The organism is Pacificibacter maritimus, assembly GCF_003814915.1.
In the GTDB taxonomy this organism is placed as follows: Bacteria; Pseudomonadota; Alphaproteobacteria; order Rhodobacterales; family Rhodobacteraceae; genus Celeribacter; species Celeribacter maritimus.
In genome coordinates this window covers 80,966-103,065 of sequence record NZ_RKQK01000004.1, presented here as the reverse complement: position 1 = coordinate 103,065, position 22,100 = coordinate 80,966, and the positions used below count along the sequence as shown (strand labels likewise).

Annotated in this window: 22 protein-coding genes; 13 read left to right on the top strand and 9 right to left on the bottom strand. The window is 49.1% G+C overall.

From position 1 onward, the window contains the following. Position 1: 1 nt before the first annotated feature. Genes hemW through rph form a run of 4 tightly spaced genes read right to left on the bottom strand, consistent with a single transcriptional unit; the run spans position 2 to position 2,869 of the window. Positions 2-1,153 (bottom strand): radical SAM family heme chaperone HemW, encoded by a 1,152-nt coding sequence (gene hemW, locus EDD53_RS12015; RefSeq protein ID WP_123793578.1) that lies wholly within the window; start codon positions 1,151-1,153, stop codon positions 2-4. A 2-nt stretch (positions 1,154-1,155) separates the two neighbouring features. Continuing rightward, positions 1,156-1,539 carry a RidA family protein gene (locus EDD53_RS12010; RefSeq protein ID WP_123793576.1) on the bottom strand — a complete coding sequence of 128 codons (384 nt, stop codon included), beginning with the start codon at positions 1,537-1,539 and terminating at the stop codon, positions 1,156-1,158. Then, positions 1,536-2,156, bottom strand: a complete 621-nt coding sequence (gene rdgB, locus EDD53_RS12005) for an RdgB/HAM1 family non-canonical purine NTP pyrophosphatase (RefSeq protein WP_123793574.1) — start codon at positions 2,154-2,156, stop codon at positions 1,536-1,538. The genes EDD53_RS12010 and rdgB overlap by 4 nt, the downstream gene beginning before the upstream one ends. After that, positions 2,156-2,869 (bottom strand): ribonuclease PH, encoded by a 714-nt coding sequence (gene rph / locus EDD53_RS12000; RefSeq protein WP_123793572.1) that lies wholly within the window; start codon positions 2,867-2,869, stop codon positions 2,156-2,158. Before rph ends, rdgB begins: the two co-directional genes overlap by 1 nt. Before the next feature lie 121 nt (positions 2,870-2,990). Between rph and hrcA the strand changes: the two genes are divergently transcribed. Beyond that, positions 2,991-4,055 carry a heat-inducible transcriptional repressor HrcA gene (gene hrcA / locus EDD53_RS11995; protein ID WP_123793570.1) on the top strand — a complete coding sequence of 355 codons (1,065 nt, stop codon included), beginning with the start codon at positions 2,991-2,993 and terminating at the stop codon, positions 4,053-4,055. 49 nt (positions 4,056-4,104) lie between these two features. Next, positions 4,105-4,617 (top strand): nucleotide exchange factor GrpE, encoded by a 513-nt coding sequence (locus EDD53_RS11990; protein ID WP_246002394.1) that lies wholly within the window; start codon positions 4,105-4,107, stop codon positions 4,615-4,617. Here EDD53_RS11990 and mutS read toward each other — a convergent pair. Next, the gene (mutS, locus tag EDD53_RS11985; protein ID WP_123793929.1) at positions 4,614-7,241 is read right to left on the bottom strand and encodes a DNA mismatch repair protein MutS; all 2,628 of its coding nucleotides are present in this window, start codon (positions 7,239-7,241) and stop codon (positions 4,614-4,616) included. The two genes, EDD53_RS11990 and mutS, sit on opposite strands and share 4 nt — an antisense overlap. A 165-nt stretch (positions 7,242-7,406) precedes the next feature. On the opposite strand from mutS, the gene EDD53_RS11980 reads away from it, so the two are divergent. Both EDD53_RS11980 and EDD53_RS11975 read left to right on the top strand, forming a co-directional pair. Next, the gene (locus EDD53_RS11980; RefSeq protein ID WP_123793566.1) at positions 7,407-9,671 is read left to right on the top strand and encodes an NADP-dependent malic enzyme; all 2,265 of its coding nucleotides are present in this window, start codon (positions 7,407-7,409) and stop codon (positions 9,669-9,671) included. Positions 9,672-9,686: 15 nt separating this feature from the next. After that, positions 9,687-10,571, top strand: coding sequence for a ribokinase (locus EDD53_RS11975; RefSeq protein ID WP_123793565.1), 885 nt, complete (start codon positions 9,687-9,689; stop codon positions 10,569-10,571). Between the two features lie 48 nt (positions 10,572-10,619). On the opposite strand, the gene EDD53_RS11970 is transcribed toward EDD53_RS11975, so the two are convergent. Next, positions 10,620-11,843 (bottom strand): argininosuccinate synthase, encoded by a 1,224-nt coding sequence (locus EDD53_RS11970; RefSeq protein ID WP_123793563.1) that lies wholly within the window; start codon positions 11,841-11,843, stop codon positions 10,620-10,622. A gap of 137 nt (positions 11,844-11,980) precedes the next feature. Between EDD53_RS11970 and EDD53_RS11965 the strand changes: the two genes are divergently transcribed. Together EDD53_RS11965 and ilvA are read left to right on the top strand one after the other, a co-directional pair. Next, complete coding sequence (locus EDD53_RS11965) at positions 11,981-12,727, top strand: hypothetical protein (RefSeq protein WP_123793561.1); 747 nt, start codon at positions 11,981-11,983, stop codon at positions 12,725-12,727. Further along, on the top strand, positions 12,724-13,974 hold the full coding sequence (gene ilvA / locus EDD53_RS11960) for a threonine ammonia-lyase IlvA (RefSeq protein WP_123793559.1): 1,251 nt from the start codon (positions 12,724-12,726) through the stop codon (positions 13,972-13,974). The genes EDD53_RS11965 and ilvA overlap by 4 nt, the downstream gene beginning before the upstream one ends. Here ilvA and EDD53_RS11955 read toward each other — a convergent pair. Continuing rightward, on the bottom strand, positions 13,971-14,303 hold the full coding sequence (locus EDD53_RS11955; RefSeq protein WP_123793557.1) for an Hpt domain-containing protein: 333 nt from the start codon (positions 14,301-14,303) through the stop codon (positions 13,971-13,973). The genes ilvA and EDD53_RS11955 overlap by 4 nt on opposite strands. Positions 14,304-14,436: 133 nt before the next feature. Here EDD53_RS11955 and EDD53_RS11950 point away from each other — a divergent pair, with 133 nt between their 5' ends. Further along, entirely contained in the window at positions 14,437-15,723 is a 1,287-nt protein-coding gene (locus tag EDD53_RS11950; RefSeq protein WP_246002377.1) for a PP2C family protein-serine/threonine phosphatase, read from the top strand. On the opposite strand, the gene EDD53_RS11945 is transcribed toward EDD53_RS11950, so the two are convergent. Further along, positions 15,715-16,149 carry an NUDIX domain-containing protein gene (locus EDD53_RS11945; RefSeq protein ID WP_123793553.1) on the bottom strand — a complete coding sequence of 145 codons (435 nt, stop codon included), beginning with the start codon at positions 16,147-16,149 and terminating at the stop codon, positions 15,715-15,717. The two genes, EDD53_RS11950 and EDD53_RS11945, sit on opposite strands and share 9 nt — an antisense overlap. 77 nt (positions 16,150-16,226) lie before the next feature. On the opposite strand from EDD53_RS11945, the gene hslO reads away from it, so the two are divergent. The 5 genes from hslO (at position 16,227) to EDD53_RS11920 (ending at position 20,753) form a co-directional block, all read left to right on the top strand. Then, positions 16,227-17,228 carry an Hsp33 family molecular chaperone HslO gene (gene hslO, locus EDD53_RS11940; RefSeq protein ID WP_123793551.1) on the top strand — a complete coding sequence of 334 codons (1,002 nt, stop codon included), beginning with the start codon at positions 16,227-16,229 and terminating at the stop codon, positions 17,226-17,228. Beyond that, the gene (locus EDD53_RS11935; protein ID WP_123793549.1) at positions 17,212-17,811 is read left to right on the top strand and encodes a CoA pyrophosphatase; all 600 of its coding nucleotides are present in this window, start codon (positions 17,212-17,214) and stop codon (positions 17,809-17,811) included. The genes hslO and EDD53_RS11935 overlap by 17 nt, the downstream gene beginning before the upstream one ends. Beyond that, entirely contained in the window at positions 17,808-18,965 is a 1,158-nt protein-coding gene (locus tag EDD53_RS11930; protein ID WP_123793547.1) for a CCA tRNA nucleotidyltransferase, read from the top strand. Before EDD53_RS11935 ends, EDD53_RS11930 begins: the two co-directional genes overlap by 4 nt. Before the next feature lie 230 nt (positions 18,966-19,195). Continuing rightward, the gene (locus tag EDD53_RS11925) at positions 19,196-20,185 is read left to right on the top strand and encodes a class I SAM-dependent RNA methyltransferase (protein WP_425464066.1); all 990 of its coding nucleotides are present in this window, start codon (positions 19,196-19,198) and stop codon (positions 20,183-20,185) included. A gap of 67 nt (positions 20,186-20,252) precedes the next feature. Further along, on the top strand, positions 20,253-20,753 hold the full coding sequence (locus EDD53_RS11920; RefSeq protein WP_123793545.1) for a L,D-transpeptidase family protein: 501 nt from the start codon (positions 20,253-20,255) through the stop codon (positions 20,751-20,753). Positions 20,754-20,762: 9 nt separating this feature from the next. On the opposite strand, the gene dalA is transcribed toward EDD53_RS11920, so the two are convergent. Continuing rightward, on the bottom strand, positions 20,763-21,299 hold the full coding sequence (gene dalA, locus EDD53_RS11915) for a divisome-associated lipoprotein DalA (protein ID WP_123793543.1): 537 nt from the start codon (positions 21,297-21,299) through the stop codon (positions 20,763-20,765). A gap of 157 nt (positions 21,300-21,456) precedes the next feature. Here dalA and EDD53_RS11910 point away from each other — a divergent pair, with 157 nt between their 5' ends. Next, positions 21,457-22,050, top strand: a complete 594-nt coding sequence (locus tag EDD53_RS11910) for a L,D-transpeptidase (RefSeq protein WP_123793541.1) — start codon at positions 21,457-21,459, stop codon at positions 22,048-22,050. The last annotated feature ends 50 nt before the right edge of the window (positions 22,051-22,100 follow it).

Sequence of the window (22,100 nt, the reverse complement as noted above, 5' to 3'; positions counted from 1 at the left end):
TCTAGGGAATAATTTCGCGTAGAACTGCATTCAAAAGAGGGCGTCCCTTTGGGGTGACCATGAGGCGCCCTTTTTCTATTTTCACGAGCCCATCTTCGAATAGGAATTGATTTGTAACCTCTAGAGGGTTGCCAGAAATTTCTGCGGCGCGCGCGAGGTCGATGCCATCAGCGAGGCGCAAACCCATTAATAGAAATTCGGTCAGCTGTTCATCAGGGGGCAGTAAAGATCTACTGTGTTCGCCTGAACCGGTTTTGCGGACTTTTTCGAGCCAAAGACCAGGGGACAACAGAGTATCGGTTGCATACTTTTCACCATCCAATGTTAATCTACCATGCGCTCCTGGACCTATGCCAATATAGTCGCCATAGCGCCAATAGATCTCGTTGTGACGGCTTTCTGATCCATTTTGGGCATGATTAGACACTTCATATGCGGACATCCCAGCGGCATCGCAAATTTCTTGCGTGGCAAAATACATATCTGTTGCAGTGTCTTCTGTGGGTAGGTTTCGCAGTTTTCCGCGTGAATACCGCTCTCCAAAGGCAGTACCTTCTTCGATTGTCAGTTGATAAAGCGACAAATGGTCAGCCGCCATATCTAGCGCTTCGGTGAGCTCGTTTTTCCAGTCATTCAAGCTTTGCTGTTGTCTCGCGTAAATGAGATCAAAGCTAATTCGATCAAAGGTGTTCCGCGCAATATCGAATGCACTACGTGCTTCAGCGACGGTGTGCATACGACCCAAAGCTTTCAAATCCGCATCTCTGAGGGATTGGATTCCCATAGAAAGTCGATTTACGCCCGCCTCATGGTAGCCGATAAAACGACCCGCTTCGACCGACGTTGGATTGGCTTCCAGCGTTATTTCGCAGTCATTTGCAAGCGTCCAAGATGATCGCACGCGGTCGAGTAGTGCATTGACGAGATCAGGCGACATCAATGATGGCGTACCGCCGCCAAAGAATACGGAATTTAGCAACCGGCCCTGAGTGAGATTTGCGACGCGGTCAATTTCTGACAAAAATGCCGCCTTCCAACTTTCTTCGTTGATTGAAGCGGAAACATGCGAATTGAAATCACAATAGGGGCACTTTGCTTGGCAAAAGGGCCAGTGAATGTACAGACCGAACCCGCCGTTTTGCCAATCTTCCATGATTACCCCTTGAACGCTGTGACTTCGATTTCGATTAACATTTCTGGTTTGATCAAATCTGCAACGATCATTGTTGCTGCGGGGCGGATTTCGCCGAATGCTTCGCCGAGTGCTGGTAAAACTTGATCTACCAGAGCTGCGTCTACGATAGTGTATTGCACGCGAACGATATCAGACATTGCAAATCCACCATCGGAAAGCGCCTTAGAAATAGTGGAAAAGCAATTGCGGGCTTGGTCGACTGCCTGCTTTGGCATTGTCATGGCAGAATAGTCATACCCTGTGGTGCCCGACACAAAACACCAATCGCCCTGAACAACAGCGCGGGAGTAACCCATAGTTTTTTCGAAATCTGATCCAGATGAAATGAGAATGCGTTTGGTCATTTACTCAAATCCTTGAAGGGTCCAGCAACGAACTGAGCGAAGGCATCGGCGCGGTGACTCATTGCTTGTTTTTTGGCTGGGTCCATTTCTGCGAAAGTTATATCATAGCCGAGGGGCACAAACATAGGATCAAATCCAAAGCCTTTTTCGCCTCGCATGGGCCAAGTAAGGCTGCCTTCGACTTTGCCCTCAAAAACCTCGTCGTGACCATCGGGCCATGCTAGGCAGAGAGTACAACAAAATCGCGCAGTTCGGGGTGCAGGAGCTTCTAAGGCCTCCAATTTGTCCCAAACTTTTTTCATTGCCATTGGAAAGTCGCGGCCATTCGGGGTTTCCGCCCAATCAGCGGTGTAGACACCAGGTGCGCCATCCAATGCATCAACCATGATTCCGCTGTCATCAGAAAGCGCAGGTAGGCCACTCTTTTTCGCCGCATAATGCGCCTTAATGCGCGCATTGCCAGCAAAAGTGTTTTCGGTCTCGTCGGGTTCATCAAACCCTAGATCGCCTGCTGAGATGACTTCGACGCCAAAGGGAGCGAGCAGGGCTGATATTTCGCGCAACTTGCCTTTGTTGTGAGAGGCAAGAACGATCTTTTTTCCATCAAACTGACGCATTAGGCCACCGCTGCATTCTGCGCTGCGACAAGTTCTGCTATGCCTTTTTCTGACAAATCTAATAACTCATTCATCTGTGCGCGAGAATATGTGGCGCCTTCTGCGCTCATTTGCGTTTCAATCAGCTGGCCGTTTGCAAGCATGATAAAGTTGCCATCCACGCCAGCTTCTGCATCTTCCGGATAATCGAGATCAAGCACGGGTTGGCCAGCATAAATGCCGCACGAAACAGCAGCAACATTTGAAATAAGTGGGTCAGAAGTGATGTCTCCGGCCTTTAGCAGTTTGTTCACTGCAAGGCGAAGTGCGACCCAACCGCCTGTGATTGATGCGCAGCGCGTACCTCCGTCGGCTTGGATCACATCGCAATCAACAGTGATTTGACGTTCGCCCAAGGCAACACGATCAACGCCAGCCCGTAAAGAGCGCCCGATCAGGCGTTGGATTTCAACGGTTCGCCCACCCTGTTTGCCGCTGGTCGCTTCGCGACGCATCCGCGATGAGGTAGAGCGCGGCAGCATACCGTATTCCGCAGTGACCCAGCCTTGGCCAGAATTGCGCATAAATGGAGGAACGCGAGGCTCAAGTGTCGCAGTACACAAGACATGTGTGTCGCCGCAACGGATCATGCAGGAACCTTCAGCATGTTTGGTCACATTTGTTTCAATTGAAATCGCGCGCATTTCGTCTAAAGCTCTACCAGAAGGTCGCATGTTTTATCCTTTGCCTTACATCTGACCTGACATAGACAAGTGTGGGCAATCGACGCAAGTGGCATTGACCCCATGGGCACATGTCTTTTTAGTGCTTTTACATCTAATTTTTGGCGGACCTATGTCAGATCGAAGCAGTTTGATTTCCGAAATGAACGACAGATCGCGTGAAGTATTTCGACGTGTTGTTGAGGGGTATCTGGAAAATGGTGACCCTGTTGGATCTCGCAGCCTAACGCGCACGATGAATGAAAAAGTATCAGCGGCGACCATTCGCAATGTGATGTCGGATTTGGAGCATCTTGGTCTGCTCAATAGTCCGCATGTTTCGGCAGGCCGTATTCCAACACAAATGGGCCTTAGAATGTTTGTTGATGGATTGCTTGAGGTCGGAAAAGTTGATCAGATTGACCGTGCTAGAATAGAAGAAACAGTCAGTGCGGATCAGCATGATCTGGGATCTACTTTAGATCGTGTGGGGTCGGTCTTGTCGGGTATAACTCATGGTGCCAGTTTGGTTTTAACGCCGAAACATGAAGCACCAATCAAGCATATCGAATTTGTAAGCCTAGATCCTTCGCGCGCTTTAGTTGTTTTGGTTTTCGCTGATGGCCATGTGGAAAATCGTATATTTTCGCCGCCGCTCGGGCAAACCGCTTCATCTATGCGAGAGGCCGCGAATTTTCTAAATGCGCTTGCGCAAGGCAAAACACTATCTGAATTGCGCAAAACCGTAGAGGTTGAAATCAAAACGCGACGTCAAGAATTGGATAAGTTGGCGGCTGAATTGATTGAGAACGGTGACGCGATTTGGGAAAGCGAAGGCGATCAAAATGCGCGTTTAATCGTACGCGGGCGTTCGAATTTGCTTGGCAGCGGTGCTGAAGAAGACGAAATGCAGCGAATCCGAAGTCTGTTTGATGACCTTGAGCAAAAGCGAGATATAGCCGAATTTCTTGAACTTGCTGAAGACGGCGACGGAGTACGCATTTTTATTGGCTCTGAGAACAAACTTTTTTCTCTTTCGGGTTCCTCTTTGGTGGTTTCTCCCTATATGAACGCAGAACGAAAAATTATCGGTGCTGTTGGCGTTATAGGCCCGACTCGGTTGAACTACGGGCGGATCGTGCCAATTGTCGATTACACGGCGCAGCTTGTTGGCAAAATATTGTCGAGCAAGTCTTAAAAGGTGACATATGACGGATTCGAACAAAGACCTTGATGCAGAATTTGACATGGAAGTCGATGATCCCATCGAATTTCTTGGCGAAGAAGCGAATGAAGAAGAGCTGGAAAAATTGCGTGCTGAGCGTGATGAGATGCGCGACCGTTTTATGCGCGCAATGGCTGACGCAGAGAATTCTCGCAAACGGTCAGAGCGTGACCGCCGCGAGGCCGAAAACTATGGTGGTTCAAAACTTGGTCGCGATATGTTGCCTGTCTATGACAACCTTAAGCGTGCAATAGACACAATCACAGATGACCAGCGCGAGGCGCAAAAAGCTCTGATCGACGGTATCGAATTGACCATGCGCGAGCTTTTGAATGTGTTTAAGAAGCACGGTATCGATGCAGTCGCACCTGAAGTGGGTGACAAGTTTGATCCTAACATTCACGAAGCAATGTTCGAAGCCCCTGTGCCTGGAACCAAAGCTGGCGACATCATCCAAATTATGAACGTCGGCTTTATGATCCATGATCGCCTGTTGCGACCCGCACAGGTTGGGGTTAGCTCAACACCCGCTTAAGTTTCTGCAAGCGATTTGAGTTCATACAGTAGTTGAAGCGCCTCACGGGGCGTTAGCTCGTCGGGAAGGATCTCGGCGAGCTTTTCATTGACGATGCTTGGGCGCGTTTCCACTTTTGTTGGGAGTGGCGCAGGTGTCGCTGAAAATAGCGGCAAATCATCAATCACCGCTTTGGGGGATGTTTTGGTTTCCGATTGTCCTTTTTCCAAAGCTTCTAAGACAATTCTAGCGCGGTCTACGACCAGGGATGGAAGGCCAGCGAGCTTGGCGACTTGAACACCGTATGATCTGTCCGCTTTACCCTTGATAACCTCATGTAAAAAGATGACATCGCCATCCCATTCTTTGACCGAAACGGTTGCGTTATCCGCGCCTTCCAGCTTGTCGGACAGGGCTGTCATTTCGTGATAATGGGTTGCAAACAATGCTCGAGACTTATTTACATCATGCAAATGCTCTAGCGTTGCCCATGCGATGGAAAGGCCATCATAGGTCGCTGTACCGCGGCCGATTTCATCTAAAATTACCAATGCACGATCGTCAGCCTGATTTAGAATCGCAGCTGTTTCGACCATTTCTACCATGAATGTTGATCGGCCACGGGCCAAATCATCAGAGGCGCCAACGCGCGAAAACAGCTGTGAAACAATACCAATGTGAGCAGATGTAGCGGGCACAAAAGATCCCATCTGAGCAATCAGTGCGATTAGAGCGTTTTGCCGTAAAAAGGTCGATTTACCCGCCATGTTGGGGCCTGTCAGTAGCCAAATAGCAGCGCCATCTTTCCCGTCGGTTAGATCACAATCATTCGCCACAAATTGCGAATTCCCTTGTTTGCGCAATGCGCGCTCTACAACTGGGTGGCGGCCACCTTGAATGTCGAATGCTCGACCTGAATCTACATTGGGGCGTGCCCAGTTTTCGTGCAAAGCAAGATCTGCCAATGACGTCGTTAGGTCAATTTCCGCAAGCGATTTAGAGGCTTCGGCAATATGTGGCGCTTGCGTCAAAACGGCTTGCGAGAGTTCGGTGAAAATATGTTTTTCGATTTCAAGCGCGCGGCCGCCTGCATTGTGGATCTTTGTCTCCAGTTCGCTTAGTTCCAATGTGGTAAAGCGCACTTGATTTGCGGTGGTTTGACGATGAATAAATGATTCATTTAGCGGGGCAGACAGCATCTTATCCGCATGTGCTGCGGTTGTTTCGATGAAATATCCTAACACGTTGTTATGCTTTATTTTCAACGATTGGATGCCCGTCTGTTCGGCGTATTGTGTTTGCAGCGATGCGATCACCCCGCGCCCTTGATCACGCAATGTGCGGCATTCATCTAGCTCAGCACTATAGCCTTCCGCGACGAATCCTCCATCGCGCGCTAATAAAGGCGGCTCTGCGACCAAAGCGCGATCTAGCAGGTCAATCGTTGCCCCATGCCCCTGCAGTAGTGAAATATTCTGTTCAAATAGCTCTGGGATGTCGATGCTACTCAAGCTTTTTGAAACCTCCAAGGCTTGTGACAGACCATTTCGAATTGCCGTAAGATCACGTGGACCAGCGCGCTCCAACCCGAGGCGCGATAGGCTGCGTTCCATATCGGGAACTTTGCGCAGAACCTCGCGCAAAGCCTCGCTGACTTGTCGATTGGACACTGCAAATTCGACGGCATCAAGGCGTTGATGAATCAGGTTAACATCGCGAGATGGGCTAGAGAGCCTGCGCTCAAGCAAGCGCCCGCCTGCGGCCGTCAAAGTACGATCCATTGCTGCAATCAGTGAGTCCTCGCGTCCACCAGACAGGGCATGCGTGATTTCTAGATTTCGGCGGGTCGCGGCATCAATCTGCATAGCCCCGCCAATGTTTTCGCGGTGTGGCGGGCGAACTAAAGGCAATTTACCCTTTTGAGTGATTTCAAGATAATCAATGATCGCGCCCATGGCGGATATTTCTGCCAATCCGAATGTGGCATATGCATCCAAGCTTGAAACTTGAAACAGGTCCTGTAGCCGTTTCTTTGCTGATGTGCTGTCAAATGAACTGCGGGACAGCGGAGTTGTTGATGCTTCGAAATCAGGGACTAATTCAGCCCAATTCGCAGCACTTCCCTCTGAGACGATGAGTTCAGAGGGGGCGAGGCGCGCAAGCTCTGGCGCGAGGCGCACTAAAGGGCAGGGCATCACGTGAAACGCTCCTGTTGAAATATCGACCCAAGCTAAAGCGCCTTCCTCGCGAACTTCTGCATAGGCTGCCAGAAAGTTGTGACGGCGCGCTTCTAACAAACTGTCTTCAGTCAGCGTCCCCGGCGTCACAAGGCGAACAACATCACGTTTGACCACAGACTTCGCGCCACGCTTTTTTGCCTCGGCGGGGCTTTCTAGTTGCTCACAAACAGCAACGCGGAACCCTTTGCGTATAAGTGTATGAAAATACCCCTCGGCCGCATGAACAGGTACGCCGCACATAGGTATGTCATCACCGGCGTGTTTTCCACGTTTGGTCAAAGCGATATCTAGCGCTTCGGCAGCTGCGATAGCATCGTCGAAAAACATCTCATAAAAATCACCCATGCGGTAAAACAACAAAGCATCGCGGTGGCGAGATTTAATTTCAAGGAACTGCGCCATCATGGGCGTTACATTTGGTTTTTCAGCAGCCACGTGTGGGATCCTTGTTTATTTTGGCCCTAATTTAACAACAGACTGAGCAGCGTAAAGGGTCGATGCGTTCTTTTGTTGAGCGGACACCTGTGGATGGTTAAGAAGGTTGGACAGGCAAAAATGGAGGCCCCCCAAATGCCCAAACCTAAGCAAACCCGTGAAGAAGCGTTAGCGTTTCACATGGACCCACGTCCAGGTAAATTCGACATCGCGCCAAGCGTGCCGATGACAACGCAGCGCGATCTTTCGTTGGCCTATTCTCCGGGCGTTGCGGTGCCTTGTGAAGAAATAGCAGCCAGGCCTGAAACAGCGTACGATTACACCAATAAGGGCAATCTAGTTGCGGTGATTTCTAACGGTACAGCTGTGCTTGGATTGGGAAATTTAGGCGCATTAGCGTCTAAACCCGTGATGGAAGGTAAATCCGTTTTATTCAAACGATTTGCTGACGTAAACTCGATCGATATTGAACTGGATACAGAAGATCCTGAACAAATCATTCAAGCTGTAAAGTTGATGGGGCCAACATTTGGCGGCATCAACTTAGAAGACATCAAGGCGCCCGAGTGCTTTATCATCGAACAGCGCCTTAAAGAAGAAATGGACATTCCTGTGTTTCATGATGATCAGCACGGCACAGCGGTTATCTGTGCGGCTGGACTGATCAACGCGTTACACATTTCAGGTAAGAAAATCGAAGATTGTCGTATCGTTTTGAATGGCGCAGGTGCGGCTGGAATTGCATGTCTTGAGTTGATCAAATCCATGGGTGCGAAACATGACAATTGTATCATGTGTGACACCAAGGGCGTGATTTACCAAGGGCGCACTGAGGGCATGAATCAGTGGAAATCTGCGCATGCAGCAAAAACTGATACAAGGACATTAGAAGATGCCATGAAAGACGCTGATGTGTTTTTGGGGGTGTCCGCAAAAGGTGCTGTAACAAGTGACATGGTGGCATCAATGGCGCCAAATCCGGTAATTTTTGCTATGGCGAACCCGGATCCAGAAATCACACCAGAAGAAGCGCATGCAGTGCGCGAGGACGCGATTGTTGCAACTGGGCGTTCTGACTATCCAAATCAAGTGAATAATGTGCTTGGGTTTCCATATTTGTTCCGCGGGGCGCTTGATATCCATGCACGCGCAATCAACGATGAAATGAAAATCGCCTGTGCGCGGGCTTTGGCGGAACTTGCACGCCAAGATGTGCCTGATGAAGTTGCGCTTGCTTATGGGCAAAAACTATCTTTTGGCCGCGACTATATAATTCCTACGCCGTTTGATCCACGTTTGATCTACACCATCCCACCAGCTGTTGCGAAAGCTGGCATGGACACTGGCGTTGCGCGCAGACCGATTGTCGACATGGCGGGCTACGAACAAGATCTACAAGCGCGTATGGATCCAACAGCACAAATCTTACAAGGCCTTTACGCCCGAGCGCGCCAAGCGCAGGCGACAATGGTCTTTGCGGAAGGCGATGATCCGCGTGTTTTGCGTGCCGCTGTTGCCTATCAACGTGGTGGTTTTGGCCGTGCTTTGGTCGTTGGTCGTGAAGACGATGTGCGCGAAAAATTAGAAGTTGAAGGCCTGAGTGATGCGATGAATGGGCTTGAAATCGTAAATGCCGCCAACACCGCGCATTTAGATCAATATAAAGATTTCTTGTACAAGCGCTTGCAACGATCTGGTCATGACCACAAAGATATTCACCGTCTTGCTGCACGTGATCGCCACGCATTTTCAGCGTTGATGCTTGCGCATGATCATGCCGATGGTCTGGTAACTGGAGCGACACGTAAATCTGCGCATGTTCTCGACCGTATCAACACTGTGTTCGATGCGAAAGCATCTGACGGAGCGGTCGGGGTCACGGCCCTTTTGCACAAAGGTCGCATTGTTTTCATCGCCGATACGCTTGTGCATGAATGGCCTGACGAAAATGATCTCGCCGACATTGCTATCGCAGCTGCGCAGGTTGCGCGGGCCTTAGGTATTGAGCCACGTGTTGCGTTCGCATCGTTTTCGACATTTGGCTACCCAGTGTCAGAGCGTGCGACCAAAATGCATATGGCACCGAAAGTTCTAGATGAACGCGGTGTGGATTTCGAATACGAAGGCGAAATGGCAGTCGATGTGGCGCTGAATTCTGAAGCAATGGCCAATTACCCGTTCTGTCGTCTGACTGGTCCTGCTAACATATTGGTTGTTCCTGCGCGGCATTCGGCATCTATTTCTGTAAAATTGATGCAAGAAATGGCAGGGGCAACGGTGATAGGGCCAATTTTGACGGGGGTTGATAAGCCAATTCAGGTGTGTTCGACCGTTTCAACCGTCAACGATATTTTGAACATGGCCATATTGGCTGCGTGCAAAGTCGGTCAATCTAAGTAAGCGGACAGGAAGCGTATGACGATTTTTAACTTTGGGTCGATCAATGTCGATCACTTCTATGCGCTTCCTCACTTGCCGAGGCCAGGTGAAACACTGGGTGCGACTCAGTATAGTATCGGTTTGGGCGGTAAAGGTTTAAATCAATCCGTTGCTGTGGCGCGCGCTGGCTGTCAGGTGCATCACATCGGTGCGATAGGAGCATCAGACACTTGGGTGCGCGAAAAGATCGAATATCACGGTGTGAACTGTCAATATGTCGCGTCACTAGATGTTCAGACTGGTCATGCGATCATTTTGGTCGATTCTGTTGGTGAAAATTCGATTGTTTTATATGAAGGCGCCAATACCAAAATAGATCACTCACAGATGAAGGCCGCCTTAAGCACCGCAAAGATGGGTGACATTCTTTTGGTTCAAAACGAGACAAATATGGTCGTTGAGGCTGCGCAATATGCCCACAATTTAGGGCTGCGAGTCTTTTATTCTGCGGCTCCCTTTGATGTAAAAAACGTAAAAGAAATTTTGCCTTTTGTGTCAGTCTTGCTTGTCAATGAAGTCGAAGCAGATCAACTTTGCGCTGCTTTAGGCTCAAAAATAGAAGAAATTCCGGTTCCCGAAATTCTGGTAACCATGGGCAGTAAAGGGGCGCTTTTACGGTCGAACCAAACGGGGGAGGTTATAGAAGTATCGTCACCCAAGGTTGTCGCTGTCGATACCACCGCAGCAGGTGATACCTTTGCTGGCTATTTTGCAGCGGGGTGTGATCTGGGTCTACCTAAGCAGCAATCTTTAGTTTGGGCGGCCTCTGCGGCAGCTCTTAAAGTGACAAAACGTGGCACAGCGGAAGCTATTCCCACAGCTGATGCCGTAACTCATTTTCAAAATGGTTCAACGCAATAAAAAAGGGACGCTATAAAAGCGCCCCTTCCCAATGTTCTCTAACAATCTTTATTTGAAGCGGCGATTGCGTGCGGCCAAGAGCTTCAAGCGCAATGCATTAAGCTGGATAAAGCCCGCTGCGTCTTTTTGATCGTAAGCGCCTGCATCGTCTTCGAATGTCACGTGCGCTTCTGAGTAGAGCGAGTGATCTGATGCGCGTGCCACCGTAAATACAGAGCCTTTGTACAGCTTCAAAGTCACGGTGCCAGTCACGTGCTCTTGGGATTTGTCGATCGCCGCTTGCAGCATTTCGCGCTCTGGTGAGTACCAGAAACCGTTGTAGATCAGCTCAGCGTAGCGTGGCATCAAGCTGTCTTTGAGGTGACCTGAGCCGGAATCGAGTGTGATTTGTTCGATACCGCGGTGTGCTTCCAACAAGATTGTTCCACCTGGTGTCTCGTACACGCCGCGGGATTTCATGCCGACAAAGCGGTTTTCTACGAAATCCAAACGCCCGATGCCGTGTTTGCGGCCATATTCGTTCAGCGTTTCCAAAACAGTGGCAGGGCTCATCGCTTCGCCATTGATGGATACAGCATCGCCTTTTTCAAACCCAACTTCGATGAACTCAGGTGTGTCTGGCGCATCTTCTGGGTTCACAGTACGCTGGTGCACGTATTCTGGCGCGATCTCTGCTGGATCTTCCAAAACTTTGCCCTCGGATGAGGTGTGCAACATATTGGCGTCAACTGAGAATGGCGCCTCGCCGCGTTTGTCTTTGGCAACCGGAATCTGGTGTTGCTCTGCAAACTCTAGCAGGCGCGTGCGTGACGATAGATCCCATTCACGCCAAGGCGCGATCACTTTGATTTCAGGATTCAATGCATATGCGGCCAATTCGAAACGAACTTGGTCGTTGCCTTTGCCTGTTGCACCGTGCGCGACAGCATCTGCGCCAGTCATCTCAGCAATTTCAACAAGACGTTTTGAAATCAAAGGGCGTGCGATTGAAGTGCCCAAAAGATATTGACCTTCGTAAATTGCATTGGCGCGGAACATAGGGAACACAAAGTCGCGTACAAATTCTTCGCGCACATCTTCAATGAAGATATTTTCAGGCTTGATACCAAGCAATTCCGCTTTCGCGCGTGCTGGTTCAAGTTCTTCACCTTGACCAAGGTCGGCGGTAAAAGTCACAACTTCACAACCGTATTCTGTCTGGAGCCATTTCAGAATGATCGATGTATCAAGACCACCTGAGTAGGCGAGGACGACTTTTTTTGGCGCTGTCATTGTGTTTTCCCTTTTGCGGATGTCGCTTGGGCGATTATCGCGTTTTTGGGATAAGAGCAAGGTTTCGTGCTGTGAAAGCTTTTGGTTTCTGTTCAAAAGGCCTAAGTATTGCCTAATATGTTTGGGAATGGATGAAGATGACTGGATTTTTGCTTTTAAAGCGCTCTGTAACGGCTGTGTTTCGAAATTTTGATGATGCTCTTGCAATTTCGGGTTTGCTTTGGGTCGCATTGACTGCGGTAATCGTTTTCATATCAAGCTTCGCTCCTGAAATTACTCTTGCACAGGATGCACCAGTCAGTACGGGATCTCTACTTTGGCTTATTGTCCCCAACCTTGCTGCATTGATAGTTGGAATTTGGGTTGCAGTCGAATGGCATAGATTTGCGCTCTTAGGGGTGCGGCCTACAACTATTTTTCCTCAACTTCATATGGCGCAAACTTTGAGTTACCTTGGGCATAGTCTTAAATTAATTGTGCTCATGGTAGTGATTGCTTTCGCGATTGTATTCGTCGCGACAATTATCGGCACATTCAGTGGCGTTTTGCAGCCCTTGCTCGCCGTCGTGCCGGCAATTACTCTTGTGGGGGCGTTCCTAATTTTTTATCGCTTGTCACCGATTTTACCTGCTGCAGCGATTGGCCAGTCCATGACTCTGAAACAAGCATGGCAAAGAACACAATCAATCCAAAAAGAAATTTATCAAGCCGTATTCCTATTGGTCCTCGCAACCCTTTGTGCGCAACTTCCAATGCTTGTATTGCCCGGTGAACTGATCGCTTTGTTATACTCGCTGATTGTTGGCTGGATCGGATTGATGGTGGGCGTTAGCCTTTTGTCCGCGATATATGAAATGAGCGAAGGCCAGCAGGGTCAACCATGACTGATACTTTTACTCAACGCGCCAAGGATGCCGCTGGATTGATCCATGAGATTTTTGAGCCCACTCTCTGCGCCCGCAATGATCACCTTTCAAAGAAATTTGATGCGGACATCTGGCTTAAGCGCGAAGATCTAAGCCCTGTGCGCAGTTATAAAATCAGAGGCGCAGTAAATGCGATGCATCGCGCCCGCAATGATCGCCCCAATCTTAGTTTATTTGTCTGCGCTTCAGCGGGCAACCACGCCCAAGGGGTTGCCTTTGCCTGTCGGCATTTCGGTGTGCGCGGTGTGATTTTTATGCCCGTTACAACGCCAAAGCAAAAAGTTGAGAAAACTAGAATATTTGGCGGCGATTTTATCGAAATACGAATGATGGGTGATTATTTCGATGACACGTTGGTGTCAGCAAAAGAATTTTGCGCGGAAGCAAAGGGACACTTCCTTGCCCCCTTTGATGATGAAGATGTGATTGCGGGACAGGCCTCCGTTGCTGTTGAATTTTTTGCGCAACTGCCGTCTTTGCCTGATATCGTTATTCTTCCGGTGGGCGGTGGCGGGTTGGCGAGTGGTGTTGTTTCATTTCTGAAACACAACTCACCAAGCACAGAAATCTACTTTGTCGAACCCATGGGTGGCGCATCTTTGACTGCTTCGGTCAAAGCGCAGCGTTTGGTGGCACTTGAGGCGGTCGATAGCTTTGTGGATGGTGCCGCCGTTGCGCAAATCGGCAGTATCCCGTTCTCTATCCTTAAAGATACACCTGCCGATCATATTTTAACCTCCCCAGAGGATCGTATTTGTACGTCGATGGTTGAGATGCTGAATGTGGAGGGGATTGTGCTCGAGCCCGCAGGCGCTTTGACGATTGATGCTCTTACAGATCTCGCTCCGACGATTCGAGGGCGTTCGGTACTTTGCGTTGTTTCTGGGGGTAACTTTGATTTTGAAAGACTGCCTGAAGTCAAAGAGCGCGCACAGAAATTTTTAGAATTGAAGAAATATTTTATACTACGAATGCCGCAAAGACCGGGTGCATTGCGTGACTTTCTCGACCTTTTGGGTAAGAATGATGATGTTGCGCGCTTTGAATACTTGAAAAAATCCGCACGAAATTTTGGGTCAGTGCTTATTGGAATCGAAACGACGGATCGAGAAAACTTTGACGTTTTGTTTGCGCGAATGGACCAAGCCGGTCTTGTTTATAAAGACATAACCAACGACCAAACCCTTTCGGAGTATCTGCTCTAACTGCTCAAATAATGTGAGGATTTTTCGATGAAGGTCGATCGAGATTTTTCGTAAACGTCCAACATATCTTCGACATTTACGTCTGACGCCATTCCTGATGCCGCCATGCTTTCGCCGCGCTGGCACAGTGTTGAAAAGGTAGCAAAGCCAAGGTTCAGGCAGCTTCCCTTGAGAAAATGCAAATCACTTTCAAGCTGAGATCTATCGCTGCCAGCTCTTAAACGCTCAATAACTTCGTCAACTTCATTGAGAAACAAATCAACAACTTCATCAAAATCATCAGAGCCAACTTCGTTTCGCAATTCGATGACGCGATCCCAGTCAATCATACTTACTTTCCTGTTTTTCTTACCTTTGCCTCAGGATGTTAATTTTGGGTAATTTTGATTGAGAAGTTACATTTAATTTTACACTTAAGGCGGCGTTAAGTCGAAGACGGCATGGTGTGACTAATTCTATCATTTGAGGCTGGGTTATCAGTTGGCAGTTGCACAAGAAAAAATTAGTTATTTACAGGCAGTCCCTGAAAGGGGGGTGGTTAACACAGTCTTGGTCGTGGATGATTCTCGCGCCCAACGTAGGATTTTATCCTCATACCTTGGGCGTTGGGGCTACGAAGTCTTTGAGGCTGACTCTGGAGAGATGGCGCTAGATATCTGTGCTTCAGAAAAAATTGACCTCATTATTTCTGATTGGATGATGCCGGGTATCAGCGGGTTAGATTTTTGTAGAATTTTTCGATCTTTAGGCAGGGATGACTATGCTTATTTCATTCTACTTACCTCAAAATCTGAAAAAGCAGCTGTTGCTGAGGGTTTAGATGTCGGCGCTGATGATTTTTTAACAAAACCTGTTTCAGGCGACGAGCTGTTGGCCCGCATTAGAGCTGGCGAACGGATTCTTCGCATGCAGCGCGAACTTAAAGAGCAAAACGATCTTGTCAGCTCTACCTTGAGCGAAATTTCTGCATTGTACGACTCGCTTGATAAGGACTTGGTCGAGGCGCGTAAGTTACAGCAGTCATTGGTAAAAGAGAGATTTCGTTCATTCGGGGATGCGCAGGTTTCACTGTTACTACGCCCTAGCGGTCATGTGGGTGGTGATTTGGTTGGCTTCTTCCCAATTAACGACACAAAAATAGGAGTATTCTCGATAGATGTTTCTGGACATGGTGTTGCTTCTGCACTGATGACCGCCCGACTTGCCGCTTACCTAACTGGCTCAACGCCGGATCAGAATTTGGCTATCTCAACTGCAATTGACGGTTCTTATGCGCCAAGGTCGCCTGCAGAAGTTGCAAGTTCCTTGAATCGTCTGATGCTAGAGGAAATGGATACAGATCTATATTTTACGATGATTTTAGGTCATTTCGATAAAAGAACTGGCTCTTTTGTCATGACCCAGTGTGGTCATCCTTATCCCGCAATTCAGCATCAGGATGAGTCCGTGTCCTATTTTGGGGAAGGTGGATTGCCAGTGGGTTTGATCCCAAATGCACCCTATGAAGATTATGAGGTCAAAATTTCAAAGGGTGAACGCATTATCTTGCTGTCTGATGGAGTCACTGAGTGCCCAGATGGTGGTGAAGGCATGCTTGGTGAAGAAGGCTTTGCGACTATGTTGAACGGGTACGCGGATCTGTCAGGCGGTGCCTTTTTTGATACGCTACTTTGGGATTTAAACAAATATAACAACGATCGAGACTTTCCAGATGATATTTCTGCCGTTCTTATTGAGTATCTAAAATAAATTCTTAACCGCTGCCCTATCCCCTGGATTGCCCAGTTTCTTAATTGCAATTTCGCGCGGCATCCAGACGGCCGTGTGCCCTATCTCCAATGGCGCGCATATTTTTCGAACGGGGCGTGCTATGTAAATGCGGCACAGTTTTTCAGCCCAAATTCCATATTCTGGCATGAACGAAAATCTGCGAAATGCGTGCGAAAAGCGAACTCTGCCAATACGATACCCCGTTTCTTCCATTACTTCTCTGTGTAGAGCCGCTATGGGCGATTCGTTTTGATCGATACCTCCTCCAGGCAGTTGGAATTCGCCCATGTTGCTTTCCTGAAATGTTAAAAGCAGGTTGCCGTTTTTAGGTAGGATTGCGTAGGCGCCTGGCCGCAACTTGTAAAAAACGCCATTTTTTTTGGGGTCACCGTAACGTCTAATCATAATTCACCCTTTTCGCAGAGGTTGTTGCCCTTATATGAACAAGGTATGGCAACGTCTGACGCGCAAGGGAACCTAAAATGCTTGGATCAAAAATCGCCTGGGATGATACAGTTCTCCCATTTCAACTCGACAAATCAGACGTTCGCGGACGCGTAGCTCGGTTAGACGGGGTTTTGGAAAATGTGCTTATGCAGCACGATTATCCACCTGCGATTGAAGCGCTTGTCGCTGAGGTCGCGCTTTTGACCGCAATGATCGGTCAGACAATTAAGCTACGGTGGAAGCTTTCTATCCAGATTCGCAACGATGGCCCTGCGCGCTTGATTGCCACAGATTACTACGCTCCGACCGCAGACGGGAAACCCGCGCGCATTCGTGCCTATGCGTCCTATGATAAAGAGCGCCTGCAGGAAGATGGTGACGCATATGACAACGTCGGGAATGGATATTTCGCCATCTTGATTGATCAAGGTGAGGGTATGAAACCCTACCAAGGTATTACGCCCCTCACGGGCTCATCGCTTTCCAACTGTGCGGAAAACTATTTTGCACAATCTGAACAACTACCAACACGGTTTGAATTGTCTTTCGGTCGCTCAACCTTGTCAGGTGAAGACGAAAAATGGCGCGCAGGGGGGGTGATGCTGCAAAAAATGCCAAAGGCCTCACCGAGTGTTGCACCCGTTGAAAACGAGGCCGCTGATGGTGTTCTGAAGGCTGAAGATATTCTGAGTGAAGATGATTTTGAAAACTGGAATCGCGCCAATATTTTATTGGATTCGGTCGATTCACTTGAATTGATTGGTCCAAGCGTTCAGCCTACCCAACTTTTGACACGCTTGTTCCATGAAGATCAGCCCCGCGTATTTGATGCGCAATCTGTTGCATTTGGATGTAGCTGTTCCGAAGCAAGTGTGCGCAACAGCCTGTCGATTTATTCCGCAAAAGATATCAAAACAATGACAACAGATGCGGGAGTTGTTTCAGCAGACTGCCAATTCTGCGGAATGCACTATGAGATGGACCCAGAAACGTTGGGCTTCGAAGCAAAGGCTGGGCCTGATGGGCGTTCAGCTTAGTCGACTACATATAGAACGGGTGCTGGCGAAAGCTGGGCACCCGTCTTCTGATTTTGATCTAAATACAAATATAGAGTTGCCGAAAGCCCCCCTCAAAGCGGCAGGGGTTTTACTGCCTTTGATAGAACGCGCGTCGGGGACTAATTTAATATTGACCAAGCGGTCTGCGACCATTCGCAACCATCCTGGCCAGATTGCCTTTCCTGGCGGTCGCGTTGACCCCGGGGACCGCGACCATGTTGCCGCCGCAATACGAGAGGCTGACGAAGAAATCGGCTTACCGCCGCACACCGTCGATGTCTTGGGCGAATTGCCGTCTCATGTCACAATCTCGAACTATGAGATGCACCCTGTTGTCGGCTGGGTAAGACAAGATTTCACCCCACAAGCTGAAGAAGCGGAGGTTTCGGAAATTTTCGAAGTTCCTTTGAGGCATGTGTTGGATTTATCGAAGTACAAAGTACAATCTCGTTTCTGGCGCGATCAAAAGCGCTCATTTTATACCGTTCCATTCGGTCCTTATTATATTTGGGGGGCGACTGCCCGTGTTCTGCGATCTTTTGCAGAAAAGGCCAACAAATGAATTCAGTGAAAAACAAAAGCTGGTTTACGGCCGAGGCGACCCAACAGGTTATCCGAATGTTTCGCGATGCAGGGTCGAGTGCCTATTTTGTGGGTGGCTGTGTGCGGAACAGTTTGATGGAATTGGATGCAACCGACATCGATATGGCGACACCATTGCGCCCTGATGAGGTGATGGAGCTTGCGAAGATTTCTGGATTGAAAGTCATTCCCACAGGACTTGAGCACGGGACTGTCACCGTCGTGGCGCTGGGCGTGCCTTTTGAGATTACCACTTTTCGCCGAGACGTCACAACAGATGGTCGTCGCGCAACAGTGGCTTTTGCCAAAACCTTAGAACAAGATGCAAGCAGGCGAGATTTTTCAATCAACGCGCTTTATGCTGATCTGTCAGGCGAGATCATAGATCCATTGGCGGGATTACCCGACCTGCAGCAGCGTATTGTGCGATTTATAGGTGACCCCAATAAACGTATCAAAGAAGACTATTTGCGAATTCTCAGATTCTTTCGGTTTTACACGGCCTATGGCAATCCTTCAAATGGGTTAGATTCGAATGGGGTTGCGGCTTGTGCGCAAAATTTAGATGGGCTTGCAACCTTGTCGCGGGAGCGTATCGGAGCAGAAATGTTAAAGCTTCTCGCAGCGCCGGATCCGTGCCTCGCAATAGGGGCAATGGAGGCGTCCGGCGTTTTGCAAGCTATCTTGCCAGCCGCATCGGGGCGTACACTGTATCCATTCGTTTCGATGGAGTTCGCGACTGACCCAATTGCGCGACTTGCTGCACTGGGGGGCGATACGCCCATCGAGCGGTTGAAGTTATCAAAAAAGCAGGGCGCCAAGTTGAACTTGCTGAGGTCCTCAATGGGTGACGGGCGCAGTTTGAGTGAGATTTCGAATATAGACGGAGCTCAGGTGGCTTTAGCTGTGGCTGCCTTGCGCGCGGCCACGTTTGAAACACCGATGGATCCGAATATTGAGGCGCAGATCTTAGAGGCAGAAAAACAAGTCTTTCCTGTCTCAGCGCAGGATCTTATGCCACGATTGTCTGGAAAAGACTTAGGCTTAGCGTTGAAAACACTGCATCATACTTGGTTGCAGTCGGGCTTTAAGCTAACCAAAACTGAATTGCTGAAAAAACTGGAAGCCAAGTGAACACGATAAAATGTGAGATAGAGCGCCTTGGCCATCATGGTGACGGGATTGCTAAAGGACCAATTTTTGTACCAAAAACGCTACCCGGAGAGATCGTTGAAGGCCTTGTCGAAGGTGACCGAATGTTGGCCCCTAAAGTTATTTCTCCGTCAGTTGACCGGGTAAAGCCGCCTTGCCACCATTTTAAATCTTGTGGCGGTTGCGCATTACAGCATGCTTCCGATCCATTCGTGGCTTCTTGGAAGGCGCAAGTCGTCAAGATGGCGCTAGAAAGTCATGGTTTGAATATCGAGGTTGAAGATGTTCTGACATCGCCCAGCCAGTCGCGTAGGCGAGCTGTTTTCGCAGGTCGACGCACTAAAAAAGGTGTATTGGTTGGCCTGCACGGACGGGCTTCGGGAACTTTGGTTGCCATTCCTGACTGTATTTTGATGACCAAACCCATCATAGAATCCCTTCCTGGACTTGAAGCTCTGGTTTCCACTGGCGGGTCGCGTCGGGGAGAAATGGCGATAACTGTCACGGATACGGATTCTGGCGTTGATGTATCTGTAATCGACGGAAAGCCGCTTGATATGGCGTTGCGCACTGATCTTGCGAGTGTAGTGCGAGAGTTTGGTTTCATTCGCCTGACTTGGAATGGCGATGAGGTTGTACAGGAAACAAGGCCATATCTGACATTGGGTACGGCACGTATGACGCCGCCACCTGGTGCATTTTTGCAGGCGACACAGCATGGGCAAGCCACCCTTGTGGCCTTGATGAAGCAAGCTGTTGGCGGTGCGGGTTGCATTGTTGACCTGTTTGCGGGGTGCGGAACATTCAGTCTGCCTTTGGCGCTTTCAGCATCAGTTCATGCCGTTGAAAGCGAACCGATGATGCTGGAAAGCCTGTCTGATGCTTGGAAAGCCACGTCAGGGCTGAAAACTGTTACGACTGAGACACGTGATCTGTTTCGCCAACCTTTGTTGCCAGATGAACTTAAGCGGTTTGATGCAGCGATCATCGACCCACCTCGTGCTGGCGGAGTGGCGCAAACGGGTGAGTTGGCAAAAAGCTCTATAAAATCAATTGGGTTTGTATCCTGCAACCCTGTTACATTCGCGCGGGATGCAAAAATCCTTGTTGAGGGTGGATACAAAATTGATTGGCTCAAGGTAGTAGATCAATTTCGTTGGTCGCCGCATGTTGAAATTGCGGCACGGTTTTATAAGGTTTGACGCAAAGTTTACTTGGAGCAGTGCAAAGGCTGTCGTATACGCGACAAAAAAGAACACGGACATCTAAATGAAACGCAGAACCGTAATTGCAGGACTTGCCTCAGCCGCCATTTTTCCGATGCCGTCTTTTGGGCGCACGTTGGAGCCATATTTCGGTCCACAGATTACCCGTGTTGTGTTGCACAAAAAACGTCGTCGTTTGTATTTATTGCACGGCACAAAGGTGATCAAAAAATACAAAGTTGGTTTGGGCGGTGTTCCTGTCGGACATAAGCAGTTCGAAGGCGATGGAAAGACCCCTGAGGGCAGTTACATCATTGACCGCAGAAACCCGAATTCACAGTTCCATTTATCTGTTGGAATTTCTTACCCGAACGCGCAGGATATAGAGTTTGCTCGCGCGCGTGGTCGTAGCCCTGGAGGTGATATTTTTATTCACGGCCGCGCTGGCGAACATGTTGGGCGTGGCAAAGATTGGACCGCTGGGTGTATCGCGGTCGCTGATCGTCACATCGAAGAAATTTACATGATGGTTCTTACGGGAACTCAGATCGATATATTCCCGTAAGATGCTGCTTTACTGAAGGCCTGCAAAGTTTTGTGGTTGTGCTTGACCGAGCAAAAGCGTCCACCATAATTTGCCATTAGTTTCCTGATGCCATGCAAACCCAAGATCAGTTGCCCGAGGATCTAAAATAATTTGGCGGGTGTCGGGTTGTTCCATCCACGCGCTCAAAGTTTCTAACTCTGACTCGTAGGTTTCAGAGATATTTTCACCGATCATAAGTCCAGAAAAACCTGAACGTGCGACGCGGTCGATGGGTGAAGATCCATCTGACCCAAAGTGCCACGGGCGATTTTGGTTTCTCATATCAATTGAATGGGTTGCAGCAGCCGCAGTTAAATTTGCATTCAATTGAACTTCAGGCGCGCCAGATGCACCTCTTAGAGCATTGACAGAATCGAGCATGCGATACTGAATTTTAGCCTCATCTCTCGCACTGATGCGGTATACACGTGGCAAAGGTTTGCCATCAGGCGCCATTACAGGCGCAGCGCTTTCACAAGCGCTCAGCCCAATAACCGCACAAAGCAACAGAATAAATATACGCATCGTCTGGTCCTCGAAAACAATCTAAGATGCAGTACCCTGAAAACAAAGCCGGAGCAAATCAAGTCCGCGTAATATCGCCGTTGACGATTGTTTGATTTGCGACTGCGGCAATCCGGCCATATAGTTCGACCAACGCAATATTAGTTAGGGTCTCAGTATGACCAGTACTTTCGATAATAAACTTTCGCGCCGAATGTTCGTGTCTGCCGCCGCTGCGACTTTGGCTGTGCCTGCTTTGGCTCAGAATGACAACACGACTGAGATTGAGCGCGACTTGTCGCCCACTGTGCGTCGTAACATTTCTAGCTTTCGCTCGCTGGATTGGCGCCCTTATTTTGACAACACAGCAAATGGCGCTGTCTTGGTGGATATCACCTCGCGCGCACTGCATTATTGGAGCGAAGACCAGACGACCTATAAGCTCTACCCGACCTCGGTGCCGTTGACTGAAGATTTGACGCGCCGTGGTCGTACGTCGATTATTCGCAAGGTCGAAGGCCCATCGTGGTCGCCAACGCCTGCAATGCGCGAACGCAACCCTGAATGGCCGCCTTTTGTAGGGCCTGGCCCAGATAACCCCTTAGGCACGCATGCGCTTTATTTGACATGGCAGTATTACCGAATTCACGGCACGCACGACACGCGCAAAATCGGGCGCCAGTCTTCAAACGGGTGCATTGGGTTGTACAACGAACATATTGCAGAGCTCTACGCCCTGACAAAGAATGGTACACAGGTCTTGTTGATCTAAAAGTAACCACATGACTGTTGTAAAAGTGGCGACCTTGGCGGTCGCCACTT

Coding starts and splice junctions, on each gene's coding strand:
- EDD53_RS12010 (WP_123793576.1), bottom strand. CDS start 1,539: ATGACCAAACGCATTCTCATTTCATCTGGATCAGATTTCGAAAAAACT.
- EDD53_RS11945 (WP_123793553.1), bottom strand. CDS start 16,149: ATGATTAGACGTTACGGTGACCCCAAAAAAAATGGCGTTTTTTACAAG.
- EDD53_RS11920 (WP_123793545.1), top strand. CDS start 20,253: ATGAAACGCAGAACCGTAATTGCAGGACTTGCCTCAGCCGCCATTTTT.
- hrcA (WP_123793570.1), top strand. CDS start 2,991: ATGTCAGATCGAAGCAGTTTGATTTCCGAAATGAACGACAGATCGCGT.
- dalA (WP_123793543.1), bottom strand. CDS start 21,299: ATGCGTATATTTATTCTGTTGCTTTGTGCGGTTATTGGGCTGAGCGCT.
- EDD53_RS11910 (WP_123793541.1), top strand. CDS start 21,457: ATGACCAGTACTTTCGATAATAAACTTTCGCGCCGAATGTTCGTGTCT.
- hslO (WP_123793551.1), top strand. CDS start 16,227: ATGCTTGGATCAAAAATCGCCTGGGATGATACAGTTCTCCCATTTCAA.
- EDD53_RS11965 (WP_123793561.1), top strand. CDS start 11,981: ATGACTGGATTTTTGCTTTTAAAGCGCTCTGTAACGGCTGTGTTTCGA.
- EDD53_RS11930 (WP_123793547.1), top strand. CDS start 17,808: ATGAATTCAGTGAAAAACAAAAGCTGGTTTACGGCCGAGGCGACCCAA.
- EDD53_RS11955 (WP_123793557.1), bottom strand. CDS start 14,303: ATGATTGACTGGGATCGCGTCATCGAATTGCGAAACGAAGTTGGCTCT.
- hemW (WP_123793578.1), bottom strand. CDS start 1,153: ATGGAAGATTGGCAAAACGGCGGGTTCGGTCTGTACATTCACTGGCCC.
- EDD53_RS11980 (WP_123793566.1), top strand. CDS start 7,407: ATGCCCAAACCTAAGCAAACCCGTGAAGAAGCGTTAGCGTTTCACATG.
- mutS (WP_123793929.1), bottom strand. CDS start 7,241: ATGATGGCGCAGTTCCTTGAAATTAAATCTCGCCACCGCGATGCTTTG.
- rdgB (WP_123793574.1), bottom strand. CDS start 2,156: ATGCGTCAGTTTGATGGAAAAAAGATCGTTCTTGCCTCTCACAACAAA.
- EDD53_RS11975 (WP_123793565.1), top strand. CDS start 9,687: ATGACGATTTTTAACTTTGGGTCGATCAATGTCGATCACTTCTATGCG.
- EDD53_RS11990 (WP_246002394.1), top strand. CDS start 4,105: ATGGAAGTCGATGATCCCATCGAATTTCTTGGCGAAGAAGCGAATGAA.
- EDD53_RS11935 (WP_123793549.1), top strand. CDS start 17,212: ATGGGCGTTCAGCTTAGTCGACTACATATAGAACGGGTGCTGGCGAAA.
- rph (WP_123793572.1), bottom strand. CDS start 2,869: ATGCGACCTTCTGGTAGAGCTTTAGACGAAATGCGCGCGATTTCAATT.
- EDD53_RS11970 (WP_123793563.1), bottom strand. CDS start 11,843: ATGACAGCGCCAAAAAAAGTCGTCCTCGCCTACTCAGGTGGTCTTGAT.
- ilvA (WP_123793559.1), top strand. CDS start 12,724: ATGACTGATACTTTTACTCAACGCGCCAAGGATGCCGCTGGATTGATC.